Annotated in this window: 5 protein-coding genes; 3 read left to right on the forward strand and 2 right to left on the reverse strand. The window is 76.1% G+C overall.

Annotated elements, in window-relative coordinates:
* The first annotated feature begins 11 nt into the window (after positions 1 to 11).
* From AQJ66_RS25460 to AQJ66_RS25470, 3 genes are all read left to right on the forward strand, one after another.
* The gene (locus AQJ66_RS25460; RefSeq protein ID WP_061926635.1) at positions 12 to 980 is read left to right on the forward strand and encodes an ABC transporter ATP-binding protein; all 969 of its coding nucleotides are present in this window, start codon (positions 12 to 14) and stop codon (positions 978 to 980) included.
* A gap of 3 nt (positions 981 to 983) precedes the next feature.
* On the forward strand, positions 984 to 1,751 hold the full coding sequence (locus tag AQJ66_RS25465; protein ID WP_061926636.1) for an ABC transporter permease: 768 nt from the start codon (positions 984 to 986) through the stop codon (positions 1,749 to 1,751).
* A gap of 86 nt (positions 1,752 to 1,837) precedes the next feature.
* Entirely contained in the window at positions 1,838 to 2,614 is a 777-nt protein-coding gene (locus AQJ66_RS25470; protein ID WP_061926638.1) for an FkbM family methyltransferase, read from the forward strand.
* A 78-nt stretch (positions 2,615 to 2,692) separates the two neighbouring features.
* On the opposite strand, the gene AQJ66_RS25475 is transcribed toward AQJ66_RS25470, so the two are convergent.
* On the reverse strand, positions 2,693 to 3,751 hold the full coding sequence (locus tag AQJ66_RS25475) for a ketoacyl-ACP synthase III family protein (RefSeq protein ID WP_061926640.1): 1,059 nt from the start codon (positions 3,749 to 3,751) through the stop codon (positions 2,693 to 2,695).
* Between the two features lie 88 nt (positions 3,752 to 3,839).
* On the reverse strand, positions 3,840 to 12,943 hold a 9,104-nt coding region (locus tag AQJ66_RS25480), incomplete at its 5' end, for a type I polyketide synthase (RefSeq protein WP_159052640.1).

Consider the following 12,943-nt stretch of genomic DNA (forward strand, 5'->3'; position numbering starts at 1 on the left):
GCGTGGGCGGCATGATCGAGCTTGCGGGAGTGACCAAGCGGTACGGCGAGAAGGTGGTGGTCGACAACCTCACCTTCACGGTCCGGGCCGGCTGTGTGACCGGGTTCCTCGGGCCCAACGGAGCGGGCAAGTCCACGACGATGCGGATGATGCTCGGTCTGGACCGCCCCACCTCCGGGCGGGTGCTGATCGGGGGAAGGCCCTACGCCCGGCTCCAGGAGCCGCTGCGGCACGTGGGCGCGCTGCTGGACGCCAAGGCCATGCACGGCGGGCGCAGCGCCTTCCAGAACCTCAGGTGCCTTGCGCTCAGCAACGGCATACCCCTGACCCGGGTGGGCGAGGTCCTCGCGGAGGTCGGTCTGGCCCCGGTGGCGAAGAAGCGGCCCAAGGGCTTCTCCCTGGGCATGGGGCAGCGGCTCGGCATCGCGGCGGCGCTCCTCGGCGACCCGGAGATCGTGATGCTGGACGAGCCGGTCAACGGCCTCGACCCGGAGGGCATCCACTGGGTCCGCACCCTCATGAAGCGGCTGGCCGGGGAGGGCCGGACGGTGTTCGTCTCCAGCCATCTGATGAGCGAGATGGCGCTGACCGCCGACCACCTGATCGTCATCGGCCGGGGCAGGCTGCTCGCCGACACCGGCATGCAGGAGTTCATCGACCGCAACTCGAGGTCCTCGGTCCGCGTCCGGACCCCCGAACCGGAGAAGTTCCGCGATGTGCTGAGCGCCGCCGGCATCACGGCCACCGAGAGCGCCTCCGGGGCGTTCGACGTGACCGGTGCGCCCTCGGAGCGGCTCGGCGAACTGGCGCTGGAGCACCGTGTCCCGCTGCACGAGCTGAGCCCCCGGCACGCCTCCCTGGAGGAGGCGTTCATCGCGCTGACCGGTGAGTCCGCCGAGTACCGCTCGGGGCCGCCGGCCGCGAGCACCGCCCCGAACGGCGTTCCCGCGGCGCCGCAGACCACGCGAACGGAGTCCTGAACCATGTCCGCACCCGTCGCGGCCCTGCGCTCGGAATGGGCCAAGCTCACCACGGTCCGCTCCACGGCGTGGACCCTGTTCGCCGCCTTCGCCGTCACCGTGGCCTTCGGCACGCTGGTCAGCGCCCTGTCCAACGCCCGGTACGACGATCTCTCCCGGCAGGACAAGCTGGCCTTCGACCCCGCCGGCACCAGTTTCACCGGTGGCGTCCTCGGCCAGCTGGCGATGATCGCCTTCGGGGTCATGGTGATCGGCGGCGAGTACAGCACCGGCATGATCCGCAGCTCGCTGGCGGCGGTGCCGCGGCGCGGCGTCTTCTACTCCAGCAAGCTGCTGGTGGCCTCCGGGGCCGCTCTCGTCGTCGGCATGGTCACCAGCTTCGTGACCTTCTTCGCCGGGCAGGCCGCGCTCGGTGCGCACAGCACCACCATCGGCGCGCACAACGTGCTGCGCGCGACGCTGGGCGCCGGGCTCTACATGACCCTGATGGCCGTGTTCTCGATGGGCGTGGCCACGATGCTGCGCAGTTCCATGCTGTCCATGGGCGTGCTGATGCCGTTCTTCTTCCTCGTCACGCAGATCCTCGTCTCCGTCCCCGGGGCGAAGAAGGTCGCGCACTACCTGCCCGACCAGGCGGGTGAGGCGATGGCGCGGGTGGTGCGCAACCCGGACGTGCCCTACGGGCCGGGCGGCGGCCTCGTCATCATGCTGCTGTGGGTCGCCGCGGCCGTGCTCGGCGGGTACCTGGTGCTGCGCGGCCGGGACGCCTGAGTCCGCCGCCGGGCGCCGAAGTCTAGGAGATTGCTGGAGTTCCGCAGGCCACACTGGGCAGCAATTCCACGGCTCAGGGAGCATTCATGACCGACATCAGGTCAGTTCGGGTCGCTGACGGGTTCTCCGTCTTCGTGCCGCAGTCGGAGGGCGCGCTGTTCTCCGAGGTCGACTTCATCTACAACGAGATCTTCGTCGAACGCGCCTATCTCAAGCACGGCATCCGGCTCTCCGACTCCGCGCGGATCGTGGACGCCGGCGCGAACGTGGGCCTGTTCTCCCTGTTCGTCAAGCGGGAGTTCCCGGGCGCGAGCATCCTGGCGTTCGAGCCGATCCCCACGATCCACCAGGCGCTGCTGGAGAACCTCGACAGCCACGGCGCGAAGGACGTGGAGGTGGTGCGCGCGGCGCTGGGCCGGCAGCCCGAGGAGCGGGTCCGGTTCACCTTCTACCCCGCGCTGCCGGGGAACTCCACCCGGTACCCGGAGCAGAAGAAGGTCGGTCAGGAGCTGACCGTGGCGCAGATCGGCCAGGAGGCCGTGGACCGCATCATGGCCGGCGTCGAGGTGGAGGCCGAGGTGCGCCGGCTGTCCGACGCCCTGCGCGACTGGGCGCCCGAGGGCCCCGTCGACCTGCTGAAGATCGATGTGGAGGGCGCGGAGCTGGAGGTCATGGAGGGCCTCGAAGCGGCGGACTGGCGCCGGGTGCGGCAGAGCGTCGTCGAGGTGCAGGACCTGGACGGCCGGCTGGACGCGGTCCGGGGCATCCTCGAAGCCCAGGGCTTCACCGTGACGGTGGAGGGCGCGGCGAACCTGCCGGAGGTCTTCCGCTACTCGATGGTGTACGCCACGCGCGAGGACTGAGCGCACGGGAACGGCCCGGCACCTCACCGGTGCCGGGCCGTTCGTGTGCCCGCCGCCCCGCGGCGGGGGTGCCCGTGTTCAGGAGGCCGGGCTCTCCCGGGCCCAGTCCGGGACGGCGAGCACGGTGAGGACGGCCGAGGTCGACACCCAGCCGGACGCCGAGGTCGTCATCAGGATGTGGTCGCCCGGGGAGAGCAGGCCGCCCAGCAGCAGGTGGTTGAGGGAGACCGCCATGTCGCAGGCTCCCATGTGGCCGTACTGCTTGCCGAAGTCCCAGGTGGAGCGGGACATCGGCAGGCCCAGCGGCTGCATCTTCATCTGGTCGATCATCCGGGAGTCGCTGTTGGCCGCCACCACCCACCGCAGGTCGGAGGCGTTCAGCCCCGCGTCGACCAGCGACCGGTGCACGAGGTCCAGTTCGAAGTCACGGATCATCTCCATGCACTTGTCGAGCGGCATGACGTGCTGGTTGAAGTAGGTCAGCAGATCCATCGTGCCGGACGCCTTGCGCTGCTCGCCCCGGAAAGGCAGCAGCGACTCCTCGCCCCGGTGCCACTGCTCCAGCTCGGGCAGGGTGCCGGAGTTCACCGCGCGCAGCGCCGCGAAGCCGCCCTCGCCGCTGAGCAGGACGGCGGCGCCGCCGTCGCTGGCGGTGAAGCCGGTGCCGAAGCCCGTCCAGCGGTCGATCAGCGGGCTGGTGAAGTTCTCCGCCGCGGTGACCAGCGCGGTCTCGGCGCCCGCGGCGCCGGTGAGCTGTCCCACGGCGGTCTCGATGCCGGCCAGCAGGCCGTTGGAGTGCTGGCGCACGTCCGTGCTCGGCACCCCGCTCGCGCCCAGTTCGCGCAGCACGTAGCCGGGTGGGTAGAAACCCTCGGGGCCGTGCTGCACGGCGGTGCAGTGGGCGTGGAAGTCGAGGTCCTCGACGTCCCGGGCGGACCGGGCGAACGCCTGCCGGGCGGCGAAGACCGCCATGTCCAGCGCCGGCAGGTCGTCCGCGATGTGGGCGGCGGTGAGCCCGGTGCCGTACTGGACGGAGTACTCGTCGTAGAGCCCCTCCTCGACCGCCTGCTCGACGCTCACCCACCGGTCCGGGATGTACACCCCGACCGTGTCGACATAGACGCCGTCCGTCTTCATGTGTGGCTGTTCTCCTTGGGTGTCGCGGGCTTGTGTGCCGTGGGCTGATGTGCCGTGGGTCGGGCCGGGCCGGGACGCGGTGCTCGGGTCACGGGCGCAGGAGTTCTTCCTCGAGGTGGGCGGCCAGCCGTCCGGGGGTGTCGACCTCGAACAGCAGGGCGGCGGGCAGCCGCAGGCCCGTGGTCGCGCGCAGCCGGTTGCGCAGCGCGAAGGCGGTGAGCGAGTTCAGGCCGATGTCCCGGAAGGCACGGGTGGCGTCGACCGCCTCGGGCGAGGGGTGGTCGAGCACGGCGGCCACGTCCGCGCGGACGAGGTCCACGAGGACCGTCCGGCGCTCCTGCTCGGTGAGACCGGCCAGGCGGCGCCGGAGGGCGCTGAGAGCGCCGTCGCCACCGCCCTGCCCCACCCGGCGGCGGGGCGGCCGTCCGGCCAGTGCGCGCAGCGGTGCTGGCAGGGTCGCCTCGTCCGGCCGGCCGGCCAGGGCGGCCGGATCCGGGCGGAACAGCACGGCGGCCGGGACGTCGAGTGCGCAGGCGGTGTCGAACAGGCCGAGGCCGGCGGACCGGCTCAGCGGCGCCAGGCCCGCGGGCGGGACGCCCGCCGCGCCGCCGTCGCCGTCCCAGGGCCCGAACGCCACCGACATGCCCGGCAGGCCCTGGGCGCGCCGCCGCAGGGCGAGGGCGTCTAGGAAGGCACCGAGCGCCGCCTCGCCGCGCCGTCCCGCGGTGCCCAGCGTGCCGGCCGCGGACGACAGCAGGACCAGTGGCACCGCCCCGCCGCGTTCCTGATGCCCGGTGAGCTCCGCGAGGTGCTGCGCCGCCCTCAACTCCCGCTCCAGCAGCGTCTCCTCGGCATCGGCCCGGTCGGACGGCGCGGGCAGCCGCGCCGCGTGCACCACGGCCGTCAGCGGCCGGCCGGCGGATGCCGAGCGCAGGAGCGCGTCCACCGCGCCGCGGTCGGCGAGGTCGCAGTCGGCGACGGTCACCTCCGCGCCCGCCGCGGTCAGTTCGGCCGCGAGGGCGGAGAGCGCCTCGGTGCGTCCCGCGTCGGCCAGCAGGAGCCGGCCCACGCCCCGCCCCGACACCAGGTGCCGTGCCACGGCGGTGCCGGAGGGGCGCGTGGCCCCGGTCACCAGGACCGTGCCGGGCGCCGCCGTGGGCCGGCGGCTGCCGCCCGAGCGGGCCGGTACGGCGGTGAGCCGCGGCACCCGCACCGTGCCGCGGACGAGGGCCAGTTGCGGTTCCGGCAGGGACAGCGCGGCGGGCAGGGCACGCCAGGAGGCCCGGGCGCCGTCGAGGTCGGCCAGGACCAGCCGGCCCGGGTCGACCAGTTGCAGAGAGCGGACCATCCCCCAGACGGCGGCTGCCGGAGCATGCGGGGCCTCGGGGCCGTCCACGGCGGTGAGCGCGCCGCGGGTCACGAACACCAGCCGGATGTCGGCGAACCGCTCGTCCGACAGCCACTCCCCGGCCAGTTCGGCCGCGTGCCGGACCGTCCGGCTCGTGTCGTCGGGCCCGGGCAGCAGCCCGGTCAGCACGGCCTCGGGGGCGGCGGCCCCCTCGGAGTCGAGCGCCTTGGCGAGGGCGGCGAGGCTGTCGTGGGCCTCGGTGTAGACGCCCGCCCTCATCAGGGCCGCGCGGGCGCCGAGCACGTCGGGGCCGACGAGTGCCCAGCGGGGCTTGGCCCGGACCGGCTCGCAGCGCGTCTCGGGCCACTCCAGGCGGAACACGGGGCCGCCGCGGGCCGCGGTGAGCCGGGCGGGTCCGCCGGGGGCGAGCCGCAGCGCGCCGGCCGACGCGACGGGCAGGCCGGTGTCGTCGGCCGCCTCGACGGCCACGGTGTCCGTGCCGGTCCGGGTCAGCCGGACCCGCAGCGCGGTGGCCCCCTCGGCGTACAGGGCGACCTGGTGCCAGGAATCGGGCGACGGCGCCTCGCCGAACGCCCGCTCCCCGGCGAGGGGGAGGGCGCGCAGCGCGGTGTCCAACAGGGCCGGGTGCACGGCGTACCGCTCGCCCTGCGGCTGCTGTTCGGGGGCCAGGGCGACCTCGGCGAACAGGTCCTCGTCGCGCTGCCACAGGCCCCGCAGGCCCTCGGGGGCGGGCAGGGCGTCGAGGGCGACCGGTTGCGCCCCGGCGGGCGGCCACAGCTCCAGGTCGCAGGAGGCGGCGGCCTCGTCGGCGCACAGGACGGCGCGGGCGCTGAGCGTCCAGGCGGTGCCGGGCAGGGCGCCGGCGGGGCGGGAGTGGATCCGCAGGGGCCGCTCCCCCGCCGGGCCGGGCTCGCCCACGGTCACCCGCAGCCGGAGCTCGTCGCCCTCGGGTAGCACCAGGGGCGTCTGCGTGGTCAGTTCGGCGACGCGGTCGCAGCCGGCCCGGTCACCGGCCTGGAGGGCGAGTTCGAGCAGGACCGGTCCGGGGACGGCGACCGGTCCGCCCGCCGCCGGGACGGTCCCGCACGGCAGCTGCGCCGCGGAGAGGCTGCCGGTGAGCAACAGGGCGCCGGGCTCGGGCAGTTCGACGCAGGAGTCCAGCAGCGGATGCCGCTGCGCCGGACCTTCGGGCGCGGTCGTGGCGGGGGCCTCGGCGCGCATCCAGTAGCGGCGGCGGCTGAAGGCGTAGGTGGGCAGCGGCACCCGTCGGGCTCCGGTGGGGGCGAACACGGCCGGCCAGTCGATGTCGGCGCCCCGGACGTGCAACCGGGCCAGGAGGGCCATGGGTTCCGGGCCGTCGGGACCGCCGAGCGGCAGCAGGTCCGCGCCGGTGTCGGTGCCGGGGGCCTGCGCGCCGACGACGACGATCGTGCGGTGCCCGGCGTCGAGCAGTGCGCGCAGCGCCGCCTCGGCGTCCCCGGTCGCCGCCGCGGCCCACCGTTCGGCCCCGGCCCGCTCCTGCGGGTCCAGCCAGCCGCCGGCCGCGGCGGAGGCGAACGGGATCCCGGCGGTGTCGAAGCGGACCGGGGGCGCGGCCGCTTCCGTGGGGCGGCTGTGGTGGACGGCGAGCCGGGCGCCGGTCTCCAGCGGGATCAGCCCGGCGGCGCAGGCTGCGGCGATCTCGCCGTGGGACTGTCCGGTCACGGCCGCCGGTTCGATGCCCCAGGCGCGCAGTTGCGCGGCCAGGGAGACGGCCACGGCCCAGCCGAGCGGTCCGGCGATCGCGGGGCGCCGCTGCCAGTCGGGTTCCGTGCGTCCGGCCAGGACGTCGGCGGGTGTCCAGTCGACCTGGGCGGACAGGGCCCGTCCGCAGGCTTCGAGGGTCCCGGCGAACACCGGGCAGGAGCCGGCCAGCCGGGCGGCGCCGGCGGTCCAGCGGGGGTCGGGGGGCGGGAAGGCCAGGGCCAGGGACGGCTGGGCCTGCCCGGTGCCCGTGGTGCCGGTCACCGCCTCGCCGTCCGGGGCGGTGCCGCTCGCCAGGGCTTCCAGGGCGCGCAGCGCGGTGTCGTGGTCGGTCACGGTGATGACCGCGCGGTGCTCCAGCGCCGACCGGGTGGCCGCCAGCGACAGGGCCACGTCGAGGAGCCGGGGCCGCGGCTCGGCGGCCAGGAAGCCGCGCAGCCGGGCCGCCTGGGCGCGCAGCGCCTCGGGGCCGCGGGCGGACAGCGCCAGCGGGACGCCGCCGGGCAGCGGGTGGGCCCCGGGGCGGCTGCCGTCGACGGCCTGGGCATCGACCGGGGTTCCGGTGCCGTCGACGCCGTGCTCGCCGTCCCGGGGCGGCTCTTCGAGAATCACATGGGCGTTGGTGCCGCTGATGCCGAAGGACGACACGCCGGCCCGGCGCGGACGCTCCCCCCGCGGCCAGGGCACGTCCTCGCGCAGCAGCCGCACGGCTCCCGCGGCCCAGTCGACGTGCGGGGAGGGCCGGTCCGTGTGCGGCGTGCGCGGCAGCACGCCGTGGCGCATCGCCATGATCATCTTGATGACGCCGCCGGCCCCCGAGGCGGCCTGGGTGTGCCCGATGTTGGCCTTCATGGAGCCGAGCCACAGGGGTTGTTCGCGGTTCTGCCCGTAGGTGGCGAGCAGGGCCGCGGCCTCGATGGGGTCGCCGAGCGGGGTGCCGGTGCCGTGGGCCTCGACGGCGTCCACGTCGGCGGGGGCGAGCCCGGCGGAGTCCAGTACCTGGCGCAGCAGCCGCCGCTGGGCGGGGCCGCTGGGCGCGGTCAGTCCGTTCGAGGCGCCGTCCTGGTTGACGCCGCTGCCCGCGAGGCGGGCGAGCACGGGATGGCCGTTGCGGCGGGCGTCGGACAGCCGCTCCAGCAGCAGCAGGCCCACGCCCTCGGCCCAGTTGGTGCCGTCGGCGTCGGCGGAGAAGGGCTTGCACCGGCCGTCGGCCGCGAGGGTGCGCTCCCGGCTGAAGGCGACGTACGGGTCGGGCCGCGACATGACCGCGACGCCGCCGGCCAGGGCCAGCTCGCAGTCGCCGGCCCGCAGGGCCTGCGCCGCCAGGTGCAGGGCGACGAGCGACGACGAGCAGGCGGTGTCCACCGCCACCGAAGGGCCCTCCAGCCCGAACGCGTACGACACCCGGCCCGCCGCCACGTTGCCCGCGGTGCCCATCTGCATGCCGGAGGCGTAGTCGTGGTAGGTGACGCCCGCGAACACGCCGGTGCGACTGCCGCGCAGGGACGTCGGCGCGACCCCGGCCCGCTCGAACACCTCCCAGGAGGTCTGGAGCAGCAGCCGCTGCTGCGGGTCCATGGCCAGGGCCTCGCGGGGCGAGATGCCGAACAGTTCGGCGTCGAACTCGGCGGCGTCGTGGAGGAACCCGGCCTCGCGGACGTAGGTGGTGCCCGGGCGGTCGGAATCCGGGTCGTACAGCGCGTCGAGGTCCCAGCCTCGGTCGGTGGGGAAGGGGCCGAGGCCTTCGGCGCCGGAGGCGACCAGCCGCCACAGCGCCTCGGGCGAGTCGGCTCCGCCGGGGTAGCGGCAGCCCATGGCGACGATCACGACGGGGTCGTCGCCGGCACCGTCGGCGGACGGGCGGGCGGGGGCGTCGCCGCTGTCCGGGGCGGTGTCCAGGCCCAGCTCCGCCGCGAGGTGGCGGCTGAGGGCGGCCGGGGTGGGGTGGTCGTAGACGAGGGTGGCGGGCAGCCGCAGCCCGGTCTCCTGGCTCAGCCGGTTGCGCAGGTTGACGGCGGCCAGCGAGTCGAAGCCCAGTTCCTTGAAGGGTCTGCCGGTGTTCACCGGGTCGGCGCCGTCGTGGCCGAGCAGGGTGGCGACGTGGCCGGTGACCAGGTCGGCCACCGCCCGCTGCCGCCGGGCGCGCGGCAGTGCGGCGAGCCGCCCGGCGAATCCGCCGCCCTGCCCTTCGGCGCTGCCGGCGCCTCGGCGAACGGTGACCCGGAGCAGGCCCCGCAGCAGCGGGGGCAGCTCGCCGGCTTCGGCGCGGGTCCTCAGCGTGCCCGCGTCGAGGCGCGCCGCCAGCAGCAGCCCGCGCCCGGTGGCGCTGCCGGCGTCGAGGAGGGCCGTGCCGTGCTCGGCGGAGAGCGGGATCACCCCGTGGGCCGAGGCGCGGGCCGTCACCGCCGGGTCGAGGCCGGCCGTCATGCCGCCGAAGCTCTCCCACGGCCCCCAGGCCAGCGAGGTCGCCGGGAGTCCGGCGGCCCGGCGGTGCTGGGCGAGGGCGTCGAGGAAGGTGTTGGCTGCCGCGTAGTTGGCCTGGCCGGGGTTGCCGAGCAGACCGGCCGCGGAGGAGAACACCACGAACGCGGACAGGTCGTGGTGCGAGGTGAGCTCGTGCAGGTGTGCGGCGGCGGCCGCCTTGGCGCGGAAGACCTCCGTCAGGCGGTCCGCGGTGAGCGAGGTGAGCAGTCCGTCGTCCAGGACACCGGCGGTGTGCACGACCGCGGTGACCGGGTGCTCGGCCGGGACGGACGCGAGCAGGGCGGCCAGCGCCGCCCGGTCGGCGACGTCGCAGGCCTCGACGGCCACCTCGGCGCCGAGCGCGGTCAGCTCCTCCCGCAGCGCGGCGGCGCCCGGGGCCGCGGCGCCGGACCGGCCGGCCAGCAGCAGGCGCCGTACGCCGTGTGCGGTCACCAGGTGCCGGGCGGTCAGGGCTCCCAGCGCTCCCGTGCCACCGGTGATCAGCACCGTTCCGGCCGGGCCGAACGGGGCCGCCGTCTCGGCGGGACGCGGCGCGCGGACGGTCCGGGGCACGAGCGTTGTTCCGCCGCGCACGGCGAGTTGGGGCTCGTCGTCCCGTACGGCGGAGGGCGGCAGGGTGGCGCGGGTGTCGTGGTCGACGAGGAGGAAGCGGCCGGGGTGCTCCGACTGGGCGGTGCGCACCAGTCCCCAGACCGGGGCGTGCGCGAGGTTCGGCACCTGGTCGGCGGGGCCGGCCGCGACGGCGTTGCGGGTGAGCACGACCAGCCGGCTCCGGTCGAGGCGTTCCTCGCCCAGCCATTCCTGGAGGGTGGCCAGCACGCCGGCCGTGGCTTCGCGGGCCGCGGCGGCGAGGGCGTCGCTGTCGGCGGGGTGGCCGTCCTCGCCGAGGGTCAGCAGCACGGTCGCGGGTGCGGGCGCGCCGCCGTCGAGTGCGGCTCGCAGGGCGTCCAGGCCGGGCAGGGCGCGCGCGGTGACGCCCTGCCCGGTGAGGTGGGCGGCGAGGTCCGCTCCGTCGGGGCCGAGCACCGCCCACTCCCCGGTCCGCGGGCCGGTGCCGCCGGACTCCGCGGCCGGGCCGGACACCGGCTGCCATTCCAGCGCGTACAGCCCGTCGACCGGCGCTTCGGCGCCGAGCCCGGCCACCGGGACGGTGGTCAGGGCGACGGAGTCGACGGTGGCCAGCGGCCGGCCGCCGGTGTCCGTCAGGGTGAGCGAGACCCGGTCCGAGCCCGCTCCGGTGACCCGCAGCCGGGCGGCACCCGCGCCGGTCGCGTGCAGGGTCACGCCCTGCCAGTCGGCCGGCAGCACGATCCGGCCCTCGCCCGGTTCGGGCCCGGCGCACAGGGCGGTCTGCACGGCGGCGTCGAGGAGCACGGGGTGCAGACCGAACGCCCCGCCCTGCTGCTCGCGCGGCCCGTCCGGGACGACGAGGTCGGCGAAGAGGTCGCCGCCGCGGCGCCACAGGGCCCGCACGGCGCGGAAGGCCGGGCCGCACGAGTGGCCGCGCTGTGCCAGCTGGTCGTACAGGGCGTCCACGTCGACGGGTTCGGCGTGCTCGGGCGGCCACGCGCCGGTGTCCACCGGGCCGTCGGCGGGCCGCGCCGCGCCGGCCAGGGTGCCTTCGGCGTGGCAGCGCCAGGGCTGGTCCGCCGTGTCGTCGTCGGGCCGGGAGTGGACGGTCACGGTGCGCCGTCCGCCGTCGTCGGGCGCACCGACCGCGATCTGGGTCCGCAACGCGCCCCGGCGGGGCAGGGCCAGCGGCTCACGCAGGCTGAGGTCCGCCAGTGCGGCGCAGCCGGCCTCGTCACCGGCCCGGACGGCCAGTTCCACGAGGAAGGAGGCGGGCAGCAGCGGGACGCCGGCCGTCTCCCGGTCGGCGAGCCAGGGCAGCGACCGGGCGGACAGCCGCCCGGCCAGCAGCACGCCCCCGGTGTCCGCGAGTTCCACGGCGGCGCCGAGCAGCGGGTGCCGGGCGGCGCCGAGTCCCGCGGCCCGGATCCCGGCGGCGCCGGACGGTGCGGCCGGCAGCCAGGCGCGGCGCCGCTGGAAGGCGTAGGTGGGCAGCGGCTCCGCAGGCACCGGCGGGTTCGCGGTGCCGGTGACCCGGCCGGCCCAGTCGACGGCGGCTCCCCGCGTGTACAGGGCGGCCAGCGCGGCCTCGAAGGCGAGCGGCCCCGGCCGGTCCTTGTCCTGGGCGGGCACGGCGAGGACCTCGTCCTGCGGGGGCAGGCTGTGCGCCGCCAGCGCGGTCAGGGTGCCGTCGGGGCCCAGTTCCAGGCAGCGGGTGACGCCGAGGCCGGTCAGGGCGCGCACGCCGTCGGCGAACCGGACGGCGTGCCGGACGTGCCGGACCCAGTACTCCGGGTCGGTCAGCTCCTCCGGGTCGGCAGGACGTCCGGTGAGGTCGGAGACGACGGTCAGGCGCGGCGGGTGGAACTCCAGCGACTCGGCGACGCGGCGGAAGTCGCGCAGCATCGGTTCCATCAGCGGCGAGTGGAAGGCGTGGCTCACCCGCAGGGCGGTGGCCCGGTGGCCCTGCGCCCGCACCTGTGCGGCGATGTCCGCGACGACCTCGGCGGCACCGGAGACCACGGTGGCGCGCGGTCCGTTGACGGCGGCGATTCCCACGCGGTCGTCCCGGCCCTGCAGCAGGGGCAGCACCTCCTCCTCGGACAGTTGCAGGGAGACCATGGCGCCGCCCGCGGGGAGGGCCTGCATCAGCCGGCCGCGGGCCGCCACCAGCCGGCACGCGTCGGCCAGGGACCACACGCCCGCGAGGTGGGCGGCGGCCAGTTCGCCGACGGAGTGGCCGAGGACGACGTCCGGGCGCACGCCGAAGGACTCCGCGAGCCGGAACAGGGCTACCTCGAGGGCGAACAGGGCGGGCTGCGCGTACCCGGTACGGTCCAGCGGCTCGGCATCCGGACCGAACACGACGTCGTGCAGGGGGCGTTCGAGGCTGCTGTCGACCTGGGCGCACACCTCGTCGAAGGCGTCCGCGAACACCTCGTGGCCGTCGTACAGCTCCCGCCCCATACCGGGCCGCTGGGAGCCCTGTCCGGCGAAGAGGAACGCGGTGCGGCCGGCCGTGGCCGAGCCGGTGACCAGACCGGGCCGCACCTGCCCGCCGGCCACGGCGTCCAGGCCGCGCAGAAGCTCGTCGCGACCGGTGCCCAGCACGACGGCCCGCTCCTCGAACACGGACCGGGTGGTGAGGAGTGCGGCGGCGGTGCGGGCGGGGTCGGTGCCGGGCCGGGCGCGCACGAACGCGGCGAGCCGCCGCGCCTGGTCGCGCAGGGCCGCGGGCGTGCGGCCGGTCACCACCCACGGCACGGTGCCGGTCGGCAGGCGCAGCGCCGCCGGCTCGGGAACGGGCGCGTCCGGGGCGGTGGGCGGTTCGTCCGGGGCCTGTTCGAGGACGACGTGCGCGTTGGTGCCGGACACGCCGAACGCGGAGACGCCGGCCCGTCGCGGCCGGTCCTGGGCCGGTGGCCAGTCGGTGTTCTCCTGCACCAGCCGGACGGATCCGGCCGACCAGTCCACGCGCGAGGTCGGCTCGTCCACGTGCAGGGTGCGGGGCAGCACCCCGTGCTCTA

Source organism: Streptomyces bungoensis (genome assembly GCF_001514215.1).
Lineage (GTDB): Bacteria > Actinomycetota > Actinomycetes > Streptomycetales > Streptomycetaceae > Streptomyces > Streptomyces bungoensis.